The sequence below is a fragment of the Aeromonas sp. 604176 genome (genome assembly GCF_049170755.1).
Classification (GTDB): Bacteria; Pseudomonadota; Gammaproteobacteria; order Enterobacterales; family Aeromonadaceae; genus Aeromonas; species Aeromonas veronii_A.
The window spans coordinates 1-21,756 of sequence record NZ_JAAKNE010000075.1; the positions used below are offsets into that span (position 1 = coordinate 1).

17 protein-coding genes and 1 pseudogene are annotated in these 21,756 nt (G+C 61.6%); 11 read left to right on the top strand and 7 right to left on the bottom strand.

Annotation, left to right across the window (positions count from 1 at the left end; translation table 11 throughout):
* Positions 1–395, bottom strand: a 395-nt coding sequence (locus G5358_RS13845; protein WP_421324256.1) for an NAD(P)/FAD-dependent oxidoreductase, incomplete at its 3' end; no start/stop codon positions are given.
* 45 nt (positions 396–440) lie between these two features.
* Positions 441–977: an HTH-type transcriptional regulator PuuR gene (gene puuR, locus G5358_RS13850; RefSeq protein ID WP_337072501.1), complete on the bottom strand. Its 537-nt coding sequence runs from the start codon at positions 975–977 to the stop codon at positions 441–443.
* Positions 978–1,395: 418 nt separating this feature from the next.
* On the opposite strand from puuR, the gene G5358_RS13855 reads away from it, so the two are divergent.
* From G5358_RS13855 to G5358_RS13875, 5 genes are all read left to right on the top strand, one after another.
* Positions 1,396–2,859 (top strand): NAD-dependent succinate-semialdehyde dehydrogenase, encoded by a 1,464-nt coding sequence (locus tag G5358_RS13855; protein WP_421324257.1) that lies wholly within the window; start codon positions 1,396–1,398, stop codon positions 2,857–2,859.
* 124 nt (positions 2,860–2,983) lie between these two features.
* On the top strand, positions 2,984–4,273 hold the full coding sequence (gene gabT / locus G5358_RS13860) for a 4-aminobutyrate--2-oxoglutarate transaminase (protein ID WP_421249331.1): 1,290 nt from the start codon (positions 2,984–2,986) through the stop codon (positions 4,271–4,273).
* A 366-nt stretch (positions 4,274–4,639) separates the two neighbouring features.
* Complete coding sequence (locus G5358_RS13865; RefSeq protein WP_216954322.1) at positions 4,640–5,989, top strand: APC family permease; 1,350 nt, start codon at positions 4,640–4,642, stop codon at positions 5,987–5,989.
* Between the two features lie 647 nt (positions 5,990–6,636).
* Positions 6,637–6,777 carry a hypothetical protein gene (locus G5358_RS13870; protein ID WP_167334751.1) on the top strand — a complete coding sequence of 47 codons (141 nt, stop codon included), beginning with the start codon at positions 6,637–6,639 and terminating at the stop codon, positions 6,775–6,777.
* On the top strand, positions 6,777–8,123 hold the full coding sequence (locus tag G5358_RS13875) for an APC family permease (RefSeq protein ID WP_421324258.1): 1,347 nt from the start codon (positions 6,777–6,779) through the stop codon (positions 8,121–8,123). The genes G5358_RS13870 and G5358_RS13875 overlap by 1 nt, the downstream gene beginning before the upstream one ends.
* Before the next feature lie 94 nt (positions 8,124–8,217).
* On the opposite strand, the gene G5358_RS13880 is transcribed toward G5358_RS13875, so the two are convergent.
* Positions 8,218–8,592, bottom strand: coding sequence for a hypothetical protein (locus tag G5358_RS13880; RefSeq protein ID WP_421171738.1), 375 nt, complete (start codon positions 8,590–8,592; stop codon positions 8,218–8,220).
* 249 nt (positions 8,593–8,841) lie between these two features.
* On the opposite strand from G5358_RS13880, the gene G5358_RS13885 reads away from it, so the two are divergent.
* Together G5358_RS13885 and G5358_RS13890 are read left to right on the top strand one after the other, a co-directional pair.
* Positions 8,842–9,990, top strand: coding sequence for a sodium:phosphate symporter (locus G5358_RS13885; RefSeq protein ID WP_005338243.1), 1,149 nt, complete (start codon positions 8,842–8,844; stop codon positions 9,988–9,990).
* 174 nt (positions 9,991–10,164) lie between these two features.
* The gene (locus G5358_RS13890; protein WP_206875596.1) at positions 10,165–10,635 is read left to right on the top strand and encodes an FKBP-type peptidyl-prolyl cis-trans isomerase; all 471 of its coding nucleotides are present in this window, start codon (positions 10,165–10,167) and stop codon (positions 10,633–10,635) included.
* Positions 10,636–10,699: 64 nt separating this feature from the next.
* On the opposite strand, the pseudogene G5358_RS13895 reads toward G5358_RS13890, so the two are convergent.
* Positions 10,700–12,325: pseudogene (locus tag G5358_RS13895) on the bottom strand (gamma-glutamyltransferase family protein).
* A 192-nt stretch (positions 12,326–12,517) separates the two neighbouring features.
* Entirely contained in the window at positions 12,518–13,429 is a 912-nt protein-coding gene (rdgC, locus tag G5358_RS13900; RefSeq protein WP_005347467.1) for a recombination-associated protein RdgC, read from the bottom strand.
* Between the two features lie 177 nt (positions 13,430–13,606).
* Between rdgC and G5358_RS13905 the strand changes: the two genes are divergently transcribed.
* The 3 genes from G5358_RS13905 to G5358_RS13915 all read left to right on the top strand — a co-directional run bounded on the left by G5358_RS13905 (position 13,607) and on the right by G5358_RS13915 (position 19,114).
* On the top strand, positions 13,607–14,035 hold the full coding sequence (locus G5358_RS13905; RefSeq protein WP_216978334.1) for a GNAT family N-acetyltransferase: 429 nt from the start codon (positions 13,607–13,609) through the stop codon (positions 14,033–14,035).
* 103 nt (positions 14,036–14,138) lie between these two features.
* Positions 14,139–15,365 carry an exonuclease SbcCD subunit D C-terminal domain-containing protein gene (locus tag G5358_RS13910; RefSeq protein ID WP_421324259.1) on the top strand — a complete coding sequence of 409 codons (1,227 nt, stop codon included), beginning with the start codon at positions 14,139–14,141 and terminating at the stop codon, positions 15,363–15,365.
* On the top strand, positions 15,362–19,114 hold the full coding sequence (locus tag G5358_RS13915; protein ID WP_421324260.1) for an AAA family ATPase: 3,753 nt from the start codon (positions 15,362–15,364) through the stop codon (positions 19,112–19,114). The genes G5358_RS13910 and G5358_RS13915 overlap by 4 nt, the downstream gene beginning before the upstream one ends.
* An 89-nt stretch (positions 19,115–19,203) precedes the next feature.
* Here G5358_RS13915 and G5358_RS13920 read toward each other — a convergent pair whose 3' ends face one another.
* Together G5358_RS13920 and G5358_RS13925 are read right to left on the bottom strand one after the other, a co-directional pair.
* Positions 19,204–19,968: a DODA-type extradiol aromatic ring-opening family dioxygenase gene (locus G5358_RS13920; protein WP_244775463.1), complete on the bottom strand. Its 765-nt coding sequence runs from the start codon at positions 19,966–19,968 to the stop codon at positions 19,204–19,206.
* Positions 19,969–20,141: 173 nt separating this feature from the next.
* Positions 20,142–20,378 (bottom strand): hypothetical protein, encoded by a 237-nt coding sequence (locus G5358_RS13925; protein WP_139732564.1) that lies wholly within the window; start codon positions 20,376–20,378, stop codon positions 20,142–20,144.
* A 308-nt stretch (positions 20,379–20,686) separates the two neighbouring features.
* Between G5358_RS13925 and pykF the strand changes: the two genes are divergently transcribed.
* A partial coding sequence (pykF, locus tag G5358_RS13930; protein ID WP_421324261.1) for a pyruvate kinase PykF occupies positions 20,687–21,756 on the top strand: 1,070 nt, incomplete at its 3' end.

Consider the following 21,756-nt stretch of genomic DNA (forward strand, 5'->3'; position numbering starts at 1 on the left):
TTCTCGGTCTCGGCGGCAAAGACGCCCCCCTCCTGCAGATCGCACTGGATGTTGTAGCGTTTGATCCGCTCGCGGATGATCTGCCCCCCCTCAAACAGCATGGAACCGAGCAGCCTGGCCTGATCCGGCGGGCAGTTCGCTTCTATGGTGTCAATGTCGCGGCTGTAGGAGTTGACTATTTGGCCGCCGTTGCGGCCGCTGGCGCCAAAACCGACCCGGGCTGCCTCCAGTACCACCACCTTGTAGCCCTTCTCCACCAGATGCAGGGCACTGGAGAGGCCGGTATACCCCGCCCCGATGACGCAGACATCGCACTCCAGCTGCTCGGTCAGTGTCGGGTAGGGCGCGTGTTTATTGGCGCTGGCTGCGTAGTAACTGTTTACATGTTCGGTCATGATCCTGTTTCCTTACCGGTTTGGTTGGCAAACCCTATTCCAAGATTAAAAACTGGCCGGGGTATGGGCACTGACGATGCGACAGGTCTCCCCCGACGGATTGCTGAAGCTGTGGGGTTCGCCAGTGTCGATCACATAGCTGTCACCCGCCTCCAGCTGATAACTCTCTCCTGCCACGGTCAGGATCACCGAACCCTCCAGCACAGTGCCCACCTCTTCTCCTTGGTGGGTCACCTGACCACCGGTGTCGGTGCCCGGGGGGTAGGTCTCCAGCATAAAGCCGAGCTGGCGGCGGTTGTTGCCGTTGTGCACCAGCTTCATCGAGACCCCCTGACTGCCCAGCTCGATCAACTGATCACCCTTGATCACCACCTGCGGCGGGCGACTCAGCTCCTCTTCGGCAAAAAAGCGTGACAGTGGCAAGCCATATACGGTGAGCAGCTTTTGCAGCGAGGCGACCGAGGGGCTCACCTTATCCTGCTCGATCATGCAGATAGCACCGTGGGTCAGGCCGCTCAGCTCGGCCGCCCTCCGCTGGGAGAGCCCCAGTTGATGACGCACCGCTGCCAGCCGCTCCCCCATGCTCGCCTGCCGTGCAGCCCCCTGACCGGAGCGGGTACTGCTGCTCTGGGTTGGCGCGCCGCTCATGGCAGGCCTCCGCCATCGATTCCCTTGTCACGTTGGTACATTGGCCACCTCCCTGTTGCCACTGGTTAAAATAGCGGACCAGCCATGGCATCACTGTTTGCTATCTTACACAGCCTGGCGTTCATTATTTTGCACACCACTTATCATGCGACACCCTGTTCATCTGGTTAAACTGCGCTACACAGCCCAATTTCTAGCATGCGACACACCAACAATTCAAATATATTTAACACTTGAAAAACATTTGCGCTCAATTTATGGTCTCTCTGTGCTTATTATTTTATACGGCAGCAGTACAGGATGAGCCGCATCATCGCCACCTTGCTGCCAGGTTTCATCATCGAGGCTTGCCATGTCCGCTACCAGTTCCAATCAAAGCTTGATCAAATCCCGTGCCTATATAGCTGGTCACTGGTGCGAGGCCGCCAGCGGCCGCACCTTCGAGGTGACCAATCCTGCCAGCGGGGCCGTCATTACCCAGGTGCCCGACATGGATGCCGAGGATACCCGCCGCGCCATCGCGGCCGCCCACGCGGCGCAACCCGCCTGGGCTGCGCTGACCGCCAAGGAGCGCAGCAACAAGCTCTACGCCTGGTTTGCCGCCATCACAACCCATAGCGACGAGCTGGCGCGCATCATGACCTGCGAGCAGGGCAAGCCGCTGGCAGAAGCCAAGGGCGAGGTGGCCTATGGCGCCAGCTTTATCCAGTGGTTCGCCGAGGAGGGCAAGCGCGCCTATGGCCGCACCATCCCGGGTTTTAGCGGCGATCGCCGGCTGGCCACCATCAAGCAGCCGGTCGGGGTAGTCGCCGCCATCACTCCGTGGAACTTCCCCATTGCCATGATCACCCGCAAGGCGGGCCCTGCGCTGGCAGCGGGTTGCACCATCGTCATCAAACCCGCCGCAGAAACGCCGCTCTGCGCGCTGGCGCTGGCGGTGTTGGCCGAGCAGGCGGGCATCCCCGCCGGTGTCATCAATATCGTCACCAGCCATCAGGCGAGCGCTGTGGGCAACGAGCTGTGCAGCAATCCGGTGGTGCGCAAGCTCTCCTTCACCGGCTCCACCCGCATCGGCAAGCTGCTGATGCGCCAATGCGCCGACACCATGAAAAAGCTGTCGCTGGAGCTGGGCGGTAACGCCCCCTTTATCGTCTTTGACGACGCCGACCTCGACGCCGCCGTGGCCGGGGCACTCGCCTCCAAATACCGCAACGCCGGGCAAACCTGCGTCTGTGCCAACCGCATTCTGGTGCAGGCCAGTGTCTATGACGCCTTCGCCGAGAAGCTGACCGCTGCCGTCAGAGCCTTCAAGGTGGGAGATGGTATGGCGGAGGGCACCCAGATCGGCCCGCTTATCAACCCGGCTGCCGCCAGCAAGGTGGCCGAGTTGGTGCAGCAATCAGTCGCCGCCGGTGCCGAAGTGCTGCAGGGGGGCGAAGCCCACCCCGCCGGCCCCCTCTTCTACCAACCCACCATTTTGGGCAAGGTGGATAAAACCAACCCCATCCTGCAGGAGGAGATCTTCGGCCCGGTCGCCCCGCTGGTGCGCTTCGAGACGGAAGCTGAAGCCATCGCGCTGGCTAACGATACCCCTTATGGGCTCGCCGCCTACTTCTATGGCCGCGATATCGCCCGTGTCTGGCGCGTCGCCGAGCAGCTTGAATACGGCATGGTCGGCATCAACGAGGGGATCATTTCAACTGAGCTGGCTCCCTTCGGCGGCATCAAGGAGTCAGGTCTGGGCCGGGAAGGGGCCGCCGAGGGGCTGGAGGAGTATCTGGAGACCAAATATCTCTGCTTTGGCGCCATTCGCTAGGGCAGTAAAACAGAGACGACAGGCCGCCGATCTGGCCCGATGGGCTGTTCGGCGGTAATGGGCGCCAAAACGCCTGCCACATTTTCAGGGAATATCAGGGGCTGCGGCCCCTCAGGGAGGAAAGATGAGTCAGTCAGAATCAAACAAGGCGTGGCAAGCACGCCGTGAAGCGGCCGTGGTCAACGGCGTCGGCACCCTGCTGCCGGTCTTTATCGACCGTGCGCAAAATGCCGAGCTGTGGGATGTGGAGGGCAACCGCTACATCGACTTTGCCTCCGGCATCGCCGTGCTCAACACCGGCCACAACCACCCGAAGGTGGTGGCGGCGGTGCGCGAGCAGCTGGAAAAATTCAGCCACACCTGCTTTCAGGTCACCCCTTACCCGGGCTATATCGAGCTTGCCGAAAAGCTCAACGCCCTGGTGCCCGGCCCGACCCCGAAACGCACCCTGTTTCTCTCCACCGGTGCCGAGGCAGTCGAGAACGCCATCAAGATCGCCCGCGCCCATACCGGTCGCAGCGGCACCATCGCTTTCAAGGGGGGCTTTCACGGCCGCACCATGATGGGGATGGCGCTCACCGGCAAGGTGGTCCCCTACAAGACCGGCTTTGGCCCCTTCCCGGGTGAGGTCTACCACATCCCCTTCCCCGCCGACTATCTGGGGGTAAGTGAAGAGGATGCCCTGTACGCCCTCGATCTCTGCTTCAGCGCCGACATCGAACCCTCCCGCGTTGCCGCCATCATCATCGAGCCGGTACAGGGAGAAGGGGGCTTCTATCCCGCCTCCCCGAGCTTTATGCAGAAGCTGCGCAGCATCTGCGATCAGCACGGCATTCTGCTCATCTGTGACGAGATCCAGAGCGGCTTCTGCCGCACCGGCAAGACCTTCGCCACCGAGTATGCCGGCATCGAGCCGGACATCATGACCCTGGCCAAGAGTCTAGCGGGGGGCTTCCCGCTCTCTGCAGTAGTCGGCAAGGCAGAGATCATGAACGCCGCCAAGCCGGGGGGCCTGGGTGGCACCTATGCCGGTTCCCCCATTGCCTGCGCCGCCGCGCTGGCGGTGTTGCAGGTGATCGAAGAGGAGCAGCTCAACCAGAAGGCCCAGGCGCAAGGTGAGCAGATCAAGGCGGGACTGGAACGCATAGCCGAGCGTTTTGACTGCATAGGTCAAATTCGTGGACCCGGAGCCATGGTGGCCATGGAACTGGTGAAACAACGTGATGCCAGCCGGCCCGATCCCGACCTAACCAAACGTCTGGTGACCGAGGCGGGCAAGCGCGGTCTGATCCTGCTCTCATGCGGGGTGCGCGCAAATGTCATCCGTTTTCTCGCCCCCCTTACCGCCCCTGCGGCAGTGATTGACGAAGGGTTGCGACTCCTTGAAAAATCGCTGGAGGCCGTGCTGGACTGACCAGCAGGAAAGCAATCGCTAACCTGTGCAAAAAAATGCAGTTTCGCCCCCCTTTTTTACTTGTCAAGGGGGCCCTGCAAATGCACAATGCGCCGCCACTGCAAGGACCGGTATCACCACATCTCACCGGTCCTTTTTGTGCAGCGAACAAACCCATAAACGAGGCCGGATAACCCCCGGAAAAGATAGCGAGATTGGCAGCAATCTCCCGACACCACATTCTGTGAGGAACAACATGGGGCATCTCTATGCTTTCCTGCCGGCTCTGACCGGCGCGCGCCACCCCGGCGCCCTTGATTCCCGGGCCTCTCTCCCGGTTTCGTTGATGGAGTGTGCCGCCCTGGCACCGCGTGAGGAACAGGCATGATGAACGCCCAACCGGTTGGTCTGAAAAAGACCCTGAAACTGTGGCAGGTCGTGGTCATGGGTCTTGCCTACCTCACTCCCATGGCGGTATTCGATACCTTCGGCATCGTCACCGAAATTACCGAAGGCCATGTGCCGACCGCCTACCTCTTTGCCCTCATCGGCATGTTGTTCACAGCCCTGAGCTACGGCCATCTGGTACGCAAGTTCCCGTCGGCAGGCTCCGCCTATACCTATGCCCAGAAGGTGTTTCACCCCTATGTCGGCTTTATGGTGGGCTGGACCTCCCTGCTCGACTATATGTTCATGCCGATGATCAACATGCTGCTGGCCAAGATCTATCTGCAGGCTCTCTTCCCCGAGGTGGAGCCCTGGACCTATATCTTCGGACTGGCCGCGGTGATGACCATACTCAACCTGCGCGGCATCAAGCTGGTGGCCAACTTCAACAGCCTGATCGTCATCATGCAGTTCAGTATTATCGCCGTCTTCATCGGCCTGATCGCCTGGGGCGTCCACAACGGTGAAGGGTTGGGGACCGTGGCCAGCAGCCGTCCCTTCTTCTCCGAGCAGATCAACATCTCGCCGTTGTTGATGGGTGCCTCCATCCTCTGTCTGTCGTTCCTCGGCTTTGATGCCATCAGCACCCTGTCGGAAGAGACACCGGACGCGGATCGGGTGATCCCCCGCGCCATCGTGCTGACGGCGCTGATCGGCGGTGTGCTGTTTGTCAGCACGTCCTACTTCCTGCAGCTCTACTTCCCGGACATCTCCCGCTTCAAGCAACCGGATGCAGTCCTGCCGGAGATCGCTCTCTATGTCGGTGGCAAACTGTTCCAGGCGGTGGTACTGGTCTGCACTACGGTGGCGGTGCTGGCCTCGGGACTCGCCTCTCACGCCGGGGTGTCGCGCCTGCTTTATGTAATGGGTCGTGATCGCGCTCTGCCGAGTCGCTTCTTCTCCTATGTGCATCCGAAGTGGCAGACCCCGGCATGCAATGTGCTGCTGGTCGGTCTGCTGGCCCTCTCCGCGGTATCGTTCGATCTCGAGATGGCACTGGCACTGATCAACTTTGGCGCCCTGGTGGCCTTCACCTTCGTCAATCTGGCGGTGATTGCCCACTTCTATGTGAAGCTGGGCCGCAACAAGTGTCTCAAGGATCACCTGATGTACCTGCTGCTGCCGCTCTGTGGCGCCGCCTGCATCGGGGTGTTGTGGCTCAATCTGGAACCCGCCTCCTTCGAGCTGGGGCTGATCTGGGCGGCGCTGGGTGCCATCTACCTGTTCCTGCGCCTCACCGTGTTCCGCATCCCGCTACAACCTGCTGACAAGGTGGAGATCGCCCAGTAATCGCGGCTCAACCATACCGCCATACAAAACAAGGAGCCTGCGAGCTCCTTGTTGTTTTTGCGGCGAGCTGGTTGCCAGAAACGCGGTTTCTGCAGGAAGTGTGACTGATTTCAAATAACTACCCAGCCGGGCTGCTCGCCGTGCCATGGCCCGAGCCGCGTCGCCTCCTATCATTAGTCACTAATGTGAATGGATATGCAATCACTCTTTTTCCATTTCACCCCCTCCCATCCCCCGCCAGCAGATAAGTTCGCTGGACTCGAGCCCGGGGGAACGCCGCCAAATATGATCAGGATCAATGTTGAGGCGCTATGCACCCTGCAGCCCCAATTTGCCGACTTTTCATACGTTACGACAGGGTTCTCTTCCCCCCCGAAAAGGGGGGAGCTGCTCGGGGACAGCTGCAGGGGGCGAGTGACCACTTACCTGCTCCGTGCGTATGCAAAAAAATGCGTTAATCCGCCCTTTTTTGCTTGTCAAGGGGGCTGACCGAATGCACAATACGCCGCCAATAAAGGACCGATGTTCACTGCGACATCGGTTTTTGTATTTTGAAGAGCAGTGCAAACCCACCACCAGAGGCCGGAAACGTTCCGGAAGTGATACCCGAGATTGCCAACAATCTCCCGACGTTAATGAGGAAAAACATGGGGCGTTTCAATGCTTTCCTGCCGGCTAATACCGGTTTGCGCCTCCCCGGCGCCTTTGATCTGCAGGCCTGCGAATCCACCGCAATCCTGTACTCGTTGCAAGCACGTGCTGCGGCACTGATTGAGGAGAAAGCGTAATGGCATCTCAAGGCGCCAAGCTGCTCAAAACCCTGACCCTGACCCAAGTGATCGTCATGGGTTTGGCCTACCTGACCCCCATGGCTGTATTCGATACCTTCGCCATCGTCGGTGACATCACCGAAGGCCGGGTCGCCACTGCCTATCTGCTGGCCCTCGGCGGCATCCTGCTGACCGCCTTCAGCTACGGCCATCTGGTACGCAAGTTCCCCTCTGCGGGCTCTGCCTATACCTACGCCCAGAAGGTGTTCAACCCCTACATCGGTTTCATGGTCGGCTGGTCCTCCCTGCTCGACTACATGTTCATGCCGATGATCAACATCCTGCTGGCCAAGATCTACCTGACCGCCATGTTTCCGGGCGTCGAGCCCTGGGTCTTCATCTTCGGTCTGGTGACCGTGATGACCTTCCTCAACCTGCGCGGCATCAACCTGGTGGCCAACTTCAATGGCCTCATCGTGGTGATCCAGCTGGCCATCATCACCATCTTCATCGGTCTGATGGCATGGGGCATCTATCACGGCGAAGGCGCCGGCACCCTGATGAGCAGCCGTCCGTTCCACTTCGAGTCAGCACAACTGGTGCCGCTCTTCACCGGTGCAACCATCCTCTGCTTCTCGTTTCTGGGCTTTGACGGTCTCAGCTCTCTCTCCGAAGAGACTCCGAACGCCGGCAAGGTGATCCCCAAGGCGATCGTGCTGACGGCTCTTATCGGCGGCATCATCTTCGTGGTGGTCTCCTACTGCCTGCAGCTCTACTTCCCGAACCTCGCCCGCTTCCAGCATCCGGATGCGGTACTGCCGGAGATCGCCCTCTACGTCGGCGGCACCTTCTTCCAGTCGGTAGTGCTGGTCTGCACCACGGTCGCGGTACTGGCCTCCGGCATGGCGGCTCACGCCGGTGTGTCGCGCATCCTCTACGTGATGGGTCGTGACCGCATGATCCCGGAGCGGGTGTTTGGCTACATCCACCCGAAATACCGCACCCCAGCCATCAACGTGCTGATGGTGGGTGGTCTGGCCCTCTCCGCCGTCTCGTTTGATCTGGATACCGCGCTGGCGCTGGTCAACTTCGGCGCACTGGTGGCGTTCAGCTTCGTCAACCTGTCGGTGATCGGTCAGTTCTGGGTGCGCGAGAAGCGCAACAAGACCCTCAAGGATCACGTCATCTACCTGTTGATGCCGCTGCTCGGCGCCGCCACCATAGGTGCTCTGTGGATCAACCTGGAGCAGAGCTCGCTGGAGCTGGGCCTGATCTGGGCTGGTCTCGGCGCAACCTATCTGTTCCTGCGTCTGGCGGTGTTCCGCATCCCGTTCCGTCAGTACGAAGAGGCGGCTGACGCCTGATCCTTTGCGGATAATGGATAGACAGAAGGGGAGCCATGGCTCCCCTTCTTGCTGCCGGTCTGTGGCCGGTCACACGGGCTTGGGCCCGGTCTGCTTACTGCTTATCCAGTACGGCGGTCGCCGCAGCCTTGAGCGGATCGCGAGCGATGCTCTTGGCATCCTGCTCCGCCTTGTGCAGCTGCTGGTTTGCCTTGTCCATCTTCTGCTGCATACCGTTGCCGCTCTCCTTGAGGTCGGCACGCTTCTCGCCCAGCAGGTCGGTGCGGCCTTTTTGCACCTCAGCTTTCACCTTCTCTTTCTCCTGCTTCACCAGCTTGCTGGTATCACAGTTGCCCTTGACTCCCAGAGTGGCATTCACCGCTTCGTTTTTGAGGGCCTTGTCGAGGTTGCAGTCGGTTTTCAACAGGCTGGCCTGTGCCCCTGCCGAGAGCAGCCCCAGCGACAGAGAGAGGATCCATGCACGCATCATCTTGTTTACTCCTGCTTGCCAATAAAGGGGCGCAGTGTAGCGATCACATTCCGGCTGACAAGGCGGCAGTGCTTTCGTCCCCCCTTTTGCCACCCCAGAGCTAACCGGCTCGGTCAGCGCCTGTCGCCGCAGTTCGTCGTCATAAAAACATCATCGAAATGTCACGTTGTCATATTTCTGTCATTAACCATTGATTAAATGCGCGGGTCATCAACAACCCAAGACGGAACGACCGTCTCAAGAGGCTTTATGCAACACCATCACTCCTTGTCACAGCCGCCCGCGACCCGCGCCCTGTTCAACTGGATGAGTGTCATCGTACTGGTCTACCTGATCCTGGTTGCCGTGGGCGCCATCTCCCACGGCTTCAAAGATTTCTCCGGCGGCGCCGAGGGCGCAGCCCAGATCTTCGCCTTTGCCAACAACCCCTTTGTCGCCCTGCTGCTGGGTATTCTCGCTACCGCGCTGGTGCAATCCTCCAGCACCGTCACCTCGGTGATCGTCGGTCTGGTGGCTGGCGGCCTGCCCATCAGCATGGCCATCCCCATGGTGATGGGTGCCAACCTCGGCACCACCATCACCAACACCATTGTCTCCATGGGCCATGTGCGGGATCGCGCCGAGTTCCGCCGCGCCTTCGCCGCCGCCACCGTGCACGACTTCTTCAATCTGCTGGCGGTGTTCATCTTCCTGCCGCTGGAGCTGATGTTCGGTCTGCTGCAACACAGCGCCGAGTGGCTGGCCAACCTGCTGGTAGGCTCCGCCAACATGTCGATGAAGGGCATGGACTTCATGAAGCCGCTGACCGCACCGGCCCAGCAGCTGATTGACAGCGCCGTTGCCTTCCTGCCAGGCAAGGGCGCTGCCATCGCCACTATCATCATCGGTATCCTGCTGATCCTCGCCTGCGTCACGTATCTCGGCAAAGTGCTGCAACAGGTACTGGTTGGCCGCGCCAAAGAGGTGCTGCACAAGGCGCTGGGCCGTGGCCCACTGACCGGCATTACCTCCGGCGCGCTGGTGACCATCATGGTGCAGTCCTCCTCCACCACCACCAGCCTGATGATCCCGCTGGCCGGCGGCGGCGTGTTCAGCACCCGTCAGCTCTACCCCTTCACCCTGGGGGCCAATATCGGCACCACCATCACCGCCCTGCTGGCTGCCACCGCCATCAGCGGAGCCGGTGCCCAGCTGGCCCTGACCATCGCGCTGGTCCACGTGCTGTTCAACCTCTTTGCCGTGGTCATCATCTATGGCATCCCCTTCCTGCGCGACCTGCCGGTGCGCGCCGCCGAGGGGCTGGCCCGGGTCGGCAGCGAGAACAAACTGCTGGCTCTGGGTTATGTGACGGGTCTCTTCTTCGCCCTGCCCGCCCTGATGATGGTGGCCGCCAAGTAAGCGCCGCCGCCATGACAAGGGGCGAGTCACCGACTCGCCCCTTTTTGCGTCTGCGTCTCCGAGCTTTGCCTGCCCGCTCACATCCTCCCGCCCTGTGGCTCGCCATCAGGAGCGGTGCGCGATAAGATGGCGTCCTCATTGCACTTTTTACATTTCATGGAACAGGAAAAACCGATGAAATTCATACTGATCGCGCTGCTCATCGCCGGTGTCGCCTACTATTTCTACTCCAGCAGCAACAACAAGAAGCTGGCGGCCGACAACGTGCGGATTGGCGCCGAGTTCCTCGCCAGCAACAAGGAGAAGCCGCTGGTGACCACCACCGCCTCTGGCCTGCAGTACGAAGTGCTGACCCCGGGTACCGGTACCGTTCACCCCACTGCCACCAGCAAGGTGAAGGTGCACTACGAGGGCAAGCTGCTGGACGGCACCATCTTTGACAGCTCGGTAGCCCGTGGCGAGCCCATCGAATTTGGCCTCAATCAGGTGATCGCTGGCTGGACCGAAGGGGTACAGCTGATGGTGGAAGGTGAGAAGACCCGTTTCTACATCCCCGCCAACCTCGCCTACGGTGACCGGGCCGCTGGCAAAATCCCGCCGGGATCAGTCCTGATCTTCGACGTGGAGCTGCTGGGTATCCAGTAAGCGCTCCGTCACGCTCCATCAACAACAAGGCCAGCATTATGCTGGCCTTGTTGCTATGGGAACCTCACTCCCCCTTGGCGATCCCTTCCCGGCGCGGATCCGCTGCGCCAAACCAGCCGCCAGCGTTTCGCTCAACCCCCTGCAGGCCGGAAGTTTGTTCATTTAGCACCACCTCGTGTCCCCTCTCCTTCAATCCCTCGACCACCGACATGGGGGTGCGTCCCGCTTCCAGCTCGGTGGGGCCGTTGCGGCTGCCAAAGTTGGGCAGGTTGATGGCCTGTTGCAGGTTCAGGCCCCAATCCTGAGTACCGAGCAGGGTCTTGCCCACGTAGTTGATGATGGCGGAGCCCCCCGGCGAGCCCAGCGTCATGGTCAGCTCGCCGCTTGGCTTGTCAAACACCAGCAGGGGTGACATGGAGGAGCGGGGCCGCTTGCCCGGCTCCACCCGGTTTGCCACCGGCAGACCGGCGGCATCCACCGAGGTGAAGGAGAAATCGGTGAGCTGGTTGTTGAGCAGGTAGCCGTTGACCATCTGACGCGATCCGAAACCATCCTCGATGGAGCTGGTCATGGAGATGGCCATCCCCGCCTTGTCGACAATCGAGACATGGCTGGTAGAGGGGAGTTCCGGAGTCGCATCCTTGCCGCGCGCCAGCGCCAGTGGCGGCGTACCGGGCTTGGCAATCCCCATGGAGTGCTGACCGACAAGCTTGCCGCGCTCGGCCAGATAGCCCTTGTCCAGCAACCCCTGCACCGGCACGCTGACAAAATCGCTGTCGGCGACGTACTGGTTGCGATCGGCGAAGGCGAGGCGAGACGCGCCGCTTCGCTGTAGAGGTGGATAGCCTCGCTGGAGGCAGCCAGTCCCCCCTCCTTCGTGGTGATCGGCTTGAGGGCCGCCATATCACGGCTCTCCAGCATGCCGAAAATCTGGCCGAGCGCCAGAGTGCCGGACGAAGGAGTGGGGAAACCGCAGATCTTGCTCTGGCGATAGTCAAAGCAGAGGCCATCCCGCAGTTTGGCCTGATAGCTGGCCAGATCGGTGGCCGCCAGTACCCCGGGATTGGTGGGATGCTGGCGAACCTTGGCCACCATGGCATCCGCCAGCGGCCCCTGATAGAAGGCATCCACCCCCTCTGTGGCCAGAGTGCGCAACACCCTGGCCAGCGCCGGGTTGGTCAGCCGGGTGCCCGCCGTTTTGGGGCTGCCATCCGTCTGATAGAAATAGGCTCGCGCCTGCGGATCCCGTGCCAGATAGGGATCCTTGGCCAGCAATGTGGCCAGCCGTGGACTTATTACAAATCCTTGTTCTGCCAGCGTGATGGCGGGCTCGAACAGCGCAGCCCAGGGCAACTTGCCATAACGCTGATGGGCCAGTGCCAGAGCGCGCAGGGTGCCGGGAACGCCGACCGAGCGGCCCCCGACCACCCCGTCATAAAACGCCAGCGGCTTGCCATCTTGCATAAACAGCTGGTCGGTGGCGGCAGCCGGCGCCGTCTCGCGGCCATCCACCGCACTCACCTTGCGGCCATCCCACACCAGCAGCAGCGTCCCGCCACCGATCCCGGAAGATTGCGGCTTCTGGCGCGATCAGGGTCTGGGCTGGCGGGGTGTAGTGAAAGCCGTTGTCACTGGCACAACCGGCCAGCAGGGCAAGGGCGATAGCGAGCCCCAGAGGTTTGCGCAACATGACACTCTCCTTGTCTGTTTTATGACCATGAAGAGGGACTATGTCACGATTGGCGCTGGTAGCTCAAGTTATTGAACAAGATCAATATCTTACTCATCTATCAATAATGGCTATCCGCAATAGATATAAAAAAAACCGCCCGAAGGCGGTTTTTACGATGGGATGGCAGAGGCCAAACAGGCGCATGTCCGGTTAGATGGACTGCTCTTCGCCACCCAGGGCGGCAAACAGCGCCGGGATAAACTGGGACAGCTCGGCGGTCACCAGCGCGAAGTCCGCATCCAGACGGGCAGCCGGATCTTCGCTGGTGACGTCGTCGTTCTGCTCGCGCAGCTCTTCGCTGAATTTCAGGCGCTTGATGGAGAGATCATCCCCCAGCACGAAGCTGACAGTCTCGCCCCAGTTTAGGGCCAGCTTGGTCACCAGCTTGTCGTTGGCCAGATGGTTCTTGATTTCATCCGTCATCAGATCCTGCTGCTTGCAGCGGATGATGCCGCCGTGCTCCATGGCACTACGCAGCTCAGCTTCATCTTCCAGCGTGAAGGAGGCAGGCAGGTTGCCCTCGTTCAACCACTCGGTCATGGTGATCTCCGGCGGGTTCTTGAGAGCCACCGGCACCACCGGCAGGGAGCCGATGGATTTGCGCAACAGTGCCAGCAGATCGTCCGCCTTCTTGGCAGAACCTGCGTCCACCACCATTAAATTGTCGGCCGGATTGATCCAGGCGAAGGTCTGGCTGGTACGACTAAAGGCACGGGGCAGCAGGGTGTGGAGGATCTCCTCTTTCAGCGCCTCCTTCTCTTTCTTCTTGAGGGCGCGTCCCTGTTCGAACTCGATCGCTTCTACCTTCTCGGCCAGCATCTCCTTGACCACGGTACCGGGCAGCATCTTCTCCTCTTTGCGGGCGCAGATGAGGATGTGACCGGAGGCAGAGTGAGTCAGGGTTGAGCCGAATTTGCCAAGGGGCTTGACCCACCCGAAACGGGAGATGTCCTGACTGCCGCAAGGGGTGAAGGCACAGGCTTCCAGCTGGGTTTCCAGCTGATCCACGGTCAGGTCAAAGGGGCGGGTAAAGCGATAAATCTGCAGGTTTTTAAACCACATGGCGTCCTCGGTCTCTAGATTGTCCGGCGGGCATTGTACTAGAGAGGCGCTTTGTGATCAGCCAATCATTCTCGCTAAATAAAGGGCGATCGACCTCACAGGGTCTCATTTATGTCACCAGTTTGTTCATCAAGTTCTCCTAGACTGCGAAAGTAAATTGTTAATAAGGATGAAGGTATGTTGCGGCCCAGTCGCCCGGAAGATATGGAAGAGATCGTCGAAATCTGGCTGCTGGCCTCCCTGCAGGCCCACGATTTCGTCGATGCCTCCTGCTGGTGGCAGGCCCAGGAGGATCTGCGTACCCGCTATCTCGATCGTGCCGCCATCTGGGTGTTTGAGGAGCGCGGCGATCTGCTCGGCTTTATGGCGCTGGTGGACAACTATCTCGCCGCCCTCTTTGTGCGTCCCGACCGTCAGGGTCGCGGTGTCGGCCACGCCCTGCTGCAGGAGGCCAAGCGTCAGGGGGCGTCGCTCTACGCCCGGGTCTTCGTCGAGAACGATCAGGCGGTACGTTTCTATCGTCGCCACGGTTTCGTCATCAAGGGTGAAGAGTCCGATCCCCTCACCGGTCACCCCCAGTACAAGATGTGCTGCGAACCGGCCTGAATCGATGCCAGCCCCCTGTTTTACTTGAAAAAAGCAAGGGGCATCCTCATCTTGTCTCCATCGGGTGCCGCGGGCACCATCCCTGCAACCGGGCTGCTTTCCAATGAAAATCCTCCATACCGCCGACTGGCACCTTGGCCATCAACTTCATGGCCATGACCGCCGTTTTGAACACGATGCCTTTCTCGACTGGCTGAGCGACACCCTCAAGGTGCGCGAGATCGACGCCCTGCTGGTGGCGGGCGATCTGTTTGATACCGCCAATCCCCCCGCCAGCGCCTGGCAACAGCTCTACCGCTTTCTGGCCAGACTCCGCGCTGAAATGCCCCACCTCAACATGGTGCTGATCGGCGGCAACCACGACTCTCCCTCCAAGCTGGATGCCCCCCACGAGCTGCTGCGGGCCTTTGATCTGCATCTGGTGGGCAGCATCAGTCGCGACAGTGAGGGCAAGCTCGAGGCCGACCGCCTGCTGGTACCGCTGCAAGACAAGGAGGGCAACATTGCCGCCTGGTGCGCCGCCGTGCCGTTCCTGCGCAGCAGCGATCTGCGGGTAGAGCAGCTGGCTGAGGGACAGGATAGGTTGATCGAAGGGGTACGGCAGGTCTATGCCGAGGTGCTGGCCGAAGGGCGCGCCCGCTGCGGCGAGGATCTGCCGCTCATCGCCATGGGCCACGCCTATCTGGCGGCGGGCCAGCTCTCCGAGCTTTCAGAGCGGCGGGTGCTCGGCGGCAACCAGCACGCCCTGCCTGCCGAACTCTTTGCTGGTGCCGACTACACGGCGCTCGGTCACCTCCATCTGGCCCAGAGCCCGGCCGAGGGGGTGCACTACAGCGGCTCGCCGCTGCCGCTTTCGCTTGCCGAAGCGAACTACAACCATCAGGTGCTGGAAGTGACCTTTGCGAGGGGGAAACTGGCCGGATTGGAGCGGATCCCGGTGCCCCGCGCGGTGGAGATGATCCGCCTGCCCCAGAGCTCCCTCGACGACGCGCTGAACGCCATCGCATCGCTCGAGCTGCCTGATTGTCCACAAGAGGCACAACCCTTCCTCGAAGTGCGGCTGCTGCTGCCCAAGCCCGAGGCGCGCATTCGCGAGCGGATTCTCGCCGCTATCGCAGACAAGCCGGTGCGTCTGGCCCGCATCAGCACCCAATATCAGGGCTCTGGCGAAGGGCTGGCCGATGGTCGCGAGCGGCGCAGGCTGGATGAGCTCTCCCCCACCGAGGTGTTTCGCCTCTGCTATCAGCGCCAGTTTGAAGGGGAGCCCGAGGCTGGGCTGGTTGCCTCGTTTGAAGAGATCCTGGAGCAGGTGAAGGAGTCAAACCAATGAAAATCTTGTCTCTGTCAGGTGAGAATCTGGCCAGTCTGACCGGCCCCTTCACCATCGACTTTACCAGGGGGGCGCTCGGCGCCGCGGGTCTGTTTGCCATCACCGGCAACACAGGCGCAGGCAAAAGCACCCTGCTCGACGCCATTTGTCTGGCCTTATACGACGAGATGCCGCGCTTTATCGCCAATCGCAAGAACGTGGCCGAAGTGGGCCGCATGGATGACGAGGAGAAGCTCAAGGCCAACGACGTGCGCGGCATTCTCAGTCGCGGCCACGCCAGCGGCTTTGCCGAGGTGCAGTTTCGTGGTTGCGATGGTCGCATCTGGCTGGCCCGCTGGGCGGTGCGCCGGGCGCGAAACCGCTCGGAGGGGCGCTTTCAGGCGCAGGAGCGCACCCTGACCGATGTGGAGTCCGGGCAGGTTTTCTCCGGCAGCAAGCGGGAGCTGCAGGATCGCATCGACGAGCTGGTGGGTCTCTCCTGGGAGCAGTTCCGCCGCGCGGTGATCCTGCCGCAGGGGGAGTTTGCCGCCTTCCTCAAATCGGATGCCAACGAGCGCTCCGCCCTGCTCGAACGGATGACCGGCACCGAGCTCTACTCCGCCATCTCCATCCAGACCTATGAACGGGCGCGGGAAGAGCAGCAGAAGCTGGCCACCATTGCCCAGCGCCTCGGCGACGTAGAGCTGATGGACGAGGCCACCCGCGAACAGTGGGTGAGCCAGCAGGTGAGCCTCTCCACCACCCTCAAGCACGAGCAGCAGCAACAGCAGCTGATGCAGGACTTGCGCGACCTCAACAGCCGCATTGCCGCCCAGTTGCAGGGCTGCGCCGAGGGACAAGCAGCGCTCGATGCCGCCCTGCAGGCCCACGGCGCCGCCGCCCCCGAGCGCGACGAGTTTGCCCGCGCCGAGCAGGCTCAGGTGGCCCGCGCCGATCACAACGAGCTGGCCCGCCTCACCCTCGAAGTGCAGCAGCAGGAGAAGGTGATCGCCGAGCTGGGGCCGGAGCTGGCCAAGCTCGAGGCGCAGACCCAGCAGAGCGCGCTGACCGAACAGCAGCTGCTGGCGGAGAAGATCGCCGCCGAGCGGGAATGGGGCGCCCTGCAACCCGAACTCAAGCGGGCGCAGGAGCTCGATACCCGCATCCGGGAAAAAGTGCAGCAGTTGCAGAAGATCCAGCAGGAGGGGGCGCAGGAGCGGGAGGTCCAGCTCACTCTCGAACAGGGCTGGCGCGAGCAGAGCCGACAGGTAGAACTGCTCAAGCAGCAACACCAGCAGTGGGGGCTCTGGCTCGAAGAGCACAAGGAGCTGGCACCGGTTGCTCGCCAGTGGCAGCCCCTGCTCACCGCCATGCAGGATTGGGCCGAGGATGCCGACAAGCTACAACAGCTGCTCACCCTGCGGGATCACAAGCTGCGCGCCCTGCAACAGTTGCAGCGCCAGCTGGAGCAAGGTCAGCAGGAGCGCGACTACTGGCAACATGAACAAGCTCGGCTGCAACAGCAACAGAACGAGCTGCAGGAGCAGCAGTGGGAGAGCCGCCTCGCCAAGGCGCAGGAGCAGTGGCAGCAGCAAACCGAACAGCTGGGACAGCTGCGCCAGCTGCTGGAGCTGGCCGATTATGGCCGCAACCACGGCGAACAACATGGCCGCTTGCAGCAGGAGATTGCCCAGCTGGAGCAGGCCCTTGGCAAGCTCGCCACCCTAAGCGAAGAGCTGGCCCCCGCCCGCGAGCGGCTCGCCCTGCAGCGGGATGAGGCGCGCCATGCGCTGGAGCAGTCCCGCGCCATCGCCAGCTTCGAGCAGTATCGCCATATCCTGAGCGATGGAGAACCTTGCCCGCTCTGCGGCGCCGAGGAGCACCCCTACAGCCAGAGCCAGCCGCAGGTGGCGGGTATTCTCGGTCAGCTGGCGGAGCGGGTCAGAAGCCTCGAACTGGAGTGGGAGCGGCTCAACCACCAATACATTCAGTGCGAGAGCGAGCGTCAGGAGCTGGCTCGCCAGCTGGCAGTGCGCCAGCAGCACCTGCCGGAGCTGGAAGCGCGCGCCGAACAGCTGACCCAGCGCTGGCTGCAACTGGGAGGCGATACCCTGCTCGGCCATTCGCTGCCGCTGCGCCAAAGCCCCATTGAGTGGAACGAGCTGATGAGCACCCTGCTTGGCCGTGGCCAGGCGCTGGAGCAGGGGCTGGCCCAGAGCCAGCAGCAGCTGCGTCAGGCCCAGCTTGGCCAACAACAGCTGCAAGGGGTGCGTCAACAACTGAGCCAACTGGCTGCCCAGCACCAGCAGTTTGACCAGCAGTGGCAGGAGGCCGATCGCCAGCGCATCGCACTGGAAGGGGAAGTGAAAGGCATGGGTGAGCAGGAGGCGACCCTGCGCCAGCGCCTCGAACAGGGCGCCCACCGCCTCGATGAACAGATGGGCGGCCAACCCTGGCGCCAGTGGCTCGGCAGCCAGCAGTGGCACGAGTGGCAACGGACCTGCGAAGCCTGGCTGCACGGCCAGAGCGAGTGGGAGCGGCTGGCCAGCGAGATCGCCAGCCTCACCCCTGCCCTGAGCGCGCAGGAGGCGCGCCTGCAGACCCAGCGCGAGCTGCTGCACAAACTCGAGCGGGACTACAAGGAGCATGAGCAGCAGCGGCAGGGGCTGCTCACCAGCCGCGCCGCCTGTCTGAATGGCGAGGAGATCCCGCTGGTCGAGAGCCGCTGGCAACAGCGGCTGCAACAACTCGCCAGCGAACTGGAGCAGATGCAAAGCGGCGCCCGTGCTCTGCGGGAGCGGCAGACCGAGCTCAAGACCCGCCTCACCCATGTGGAGCAGGAAAAGCAGACCAGCAGCCGCCGCAAGCGGGAGGTACTGGGGCGCTGGGCAGCCCACGCCACTACCCTCGGCATCGCCGAGTACGACCTGCGCCGTCTGCTCGCCATCAGCCCCGATGAACTCAAGGCTCGCCGCACTGCCCTGCAAGGGTTGGAAGATGCCCTTGGCGAGGCGCGCACCCGCCTTGCCGAGCGGCAACGGGCGCTGGCACTGGAGGAGAGCAAGCGGGATCGCTATCGCGAGCACCACCCCGAGCTGGCCGCCCTGCCGGATGCAGAGCTGAGCGAGCAGCTGGTGGCGCTCGATGCCCGCTGCCGCGCCCTTGAAGAGCAGCTGTTCGAGTACAAGAGCAAGCTGGCACAGGCCGAAGCCGCCGCCCTCAAGGCGGGTAGCCTGCAACAGGAGCTGGCCGCCCAGCAGGCAGTGGCCGACCACTGGCAGCAGCTGTGCGATCTGATCGGGCAAGCCAACGGCGCCAAGTTCCGCACCTTCGCCCAGAGCCTCACCCTCGAGCGTCTGCTGCTGGAGGCCAACGCCCAGCTCGCCGAGCTGTCGCCGCGCTACCGGCTGGAGCGGGTACCCGGCACCGATCTGGCGCTGCAGGTGGTGGATCTCGACATGGGGGACGAGGTGCGTTCGGTGGACTCCCTCTCCGGCGGCGAGAGTTTTCTGGTGTCGCTGGCGCTGGCGCTGGCCCTCTCCAGCCTCTCGTCGCGGCAGACCCAGGTCGAATCGCTGTTTATCGACGAGGGGTTTGGCACCCTGGATCCGGACAGCCTGGATCTGGCGCTCGCCAGCCTCGACTCCCTGCAGGCCGCCGGCCGCCAGATCGGAGTCATCTCCCACGTCCAGACGCTGGTGGAGCGGATTGGCGTGCAGATCAGGGTCGAAGCCCTCGGCGGCGGCGAGAGCCGGGTAGTGGTTCCCTGAGGGCCTTCGGCTCAATCACCACTACCATCGATCCACCACGCCGTAAATAACAAGACCCCGCCAATTGGCGGGGTCTTGTTGAGAGGCTATCAGCCGAAGCGGTAGGCGCCCATATAGAGGCTGCCGCCATCCCAGCTCTCGTGCAGCCGGGTGGGCGCCACACCATCGGCCGCCCCCAACGCCACAAAGAGCGGGCGCAGATGATCGTCGTGGGGATGGGACTCCACCGCGCCTGGAGCCAGCCGACGATAGTCGAGCAGCGCCAGCCGATCCTCGTCGGCCATCTTCTGCTCCAGCCAGTCGACAAACAGGCTGGCCCACTCCGGCACCGGCGAGCCTTCCGGTGCCAGCGCCCGCAGGTTGTGGGTGATGGCGCCGGAGGCGAGGATGCCAATCCCCTGACTGCGCAGTGCCCCCAACACCTCTCCCAACTGCCACAACTGGGCCGGGGTGAAGCTCGCGGGAATGGAGACCTGCACCAGCGGGATCTCGCTGTTTGGGTCGATCAGGGAGAGCGGTGACCAGACCCCGTGATCCAGCTCGCGCCGCACCGGGGTGGCGGTCAGTCCGGCCAGTGCCAGCTGGTCGCTCACCCCCTGCAGCAACCACTCGGGGCTGCTGGCAGGCCAGCGCATCCGGTAGAGGGGCTCGGGGAAGCCGTAAAAGTCGTACATCAGCTCCGGTTTGGGCTCGACGTTGATCTGCAGCTCGCGGCTGAACCAGTGGGCGGAGATGACCACCAGCCCCTTGAGCTCACCCAGACGCAGGGTTCGCAGAAAGCGGGTGGCGGGTTGCTCACGCAGCACCAGATCCGGTGCGCCGTGAGAGATAAACCAGACGGGGGCGAGGGACATAAAGCAGACTCCAACAAAGTATCAGGGGGCGATACCGGAGGGGATATCGCTGTTGGAATCGATTATCCTCCCGCCATGAAAGGTGGACAATCCAGCAAGATAGATAAGAACTATCAACTAATGGTTGATAATTTCACGCCTTCACGACCGGTAAGCAGCAATAGATATCAAGGCTAAGGAGCATCCGGCAGTGGTCGGGCTGCACGAAGCGCCATCCGGGTCGCTGCACTGTGATCCTGCCACTCTCGCCACGCCAATCCCTCGGCGGCCGCCTCCCCTTTCACTGGATGGGAGAAGATCGCCAGCAGACCGGCATTATCAGGCCAGTAGCGAGCTGGAAGCGTCTGAACCACCAGCAGGGCGGCGCCCAGCAAGAGCAGCGCCCATCCGGTTTCATGGCTGTTTTTCATCCCGACCTCCTTCACCCGCGCGCCAATGAACTAACATTTTTGCGCAAGCCGGTGACAAGACGGTGACAGCGAACGGGTGGTCATTTTACAACATCTGAACCTCAACCCGGCCAAACAACCACAGATGGCAACATTTGTATCCCTTCAGCCCGAACCTGTGGCCGTATGCTCTAAAATGTGACTCACAGGAAAACGTTATCCCTGAAAAGAAAACGTTATCTGGTCAAAACGTTGTTTCTGGATCATAAAAAGATTCCAAAAACTGGTGTATATTGCTCGGCGGAAATTCCTTAACCATGAAGATTGACATGAAAAAGACCAAAATTGTCTGCACCATCGGTCCGAAGACCGAATCCAAAGAAATGCTGGCCAAAATGCTGGACGCCGGCATGAACGTCATGCGCCTGAACTTCTCCCACGGTGACTACGCCGAGCACGGCAGCCGCATCAGCAACCTGCGCGCTGTGATGGCCGAGACCGGCAAGCACGCAGCTATCCTGCTGGACACCAAGGGTCCGGAAATCCGTACCATGAAGCTGGAAGGCGGCAACGACGTCGCGCTGGTCGCTGGCCAGACTTTCACCTTCACCACCGACCAGACTGTGGTTGGCAACAAAGACAAAGTGGCCGTGACCTATGCCGGTTTCGCCAACGATCTGCGCGTCGGCAACCGTATCCTGGTTGATGACGGCCTGATCGGTCTGGACGTTATCGAAATCACCGAGCGCGAAGTTATCTGTAAAGTGCTGAACAACGGTGATCTGGGCGAGAACAAAGGCGTTAACCTGCCGGGCGTCTCCATCAAGCTGCCGGCCCTGGCCGAGAAAGACAAGCGCGACCTGATCTTCGGTTGCGAGCAAGGCGTTGATTTCGTTGCTGCTTCTTTCATCCGTAAGAAAGAAGACGTTCTGGAAATCCGTGAGCACCTGAAAGCCCACGGTGGCGAGAACATCCAGATCATCTCCAAGATCGAAAACCAGGAAGGTCTGGACAACTTCGACGAGATCCTGGCTGTTTCCGACGGCATCATGGTTGCTCGTGGCGACATGGGTGTAGAGATCCCGGTTGAAGAAGTTATCTTCGCCCAGAAGATGATCATCGCCAAGTGCAACAAAGCCCGCAAAGTGGTTATCACTGCCACCCAGATGCTGGACTCCATGATCAAGAACCCGCGTCCGACCCGCGCCGAAGCTGGTGACGTGGCCAACGCCATCCTGGACGGTACCGACGCAGTGATGCTGTCCGGTGAATCCGCCAAGGGTAAGTACCCGCTGGAAGCAGTGACCATCATGGCCACCATCTGCGAGCGTACCGATGCCGTGATGCCGTCCAACCTGTCTGCTGCCAACGACAGCAACAAGCTGCGCATCACCGAAGC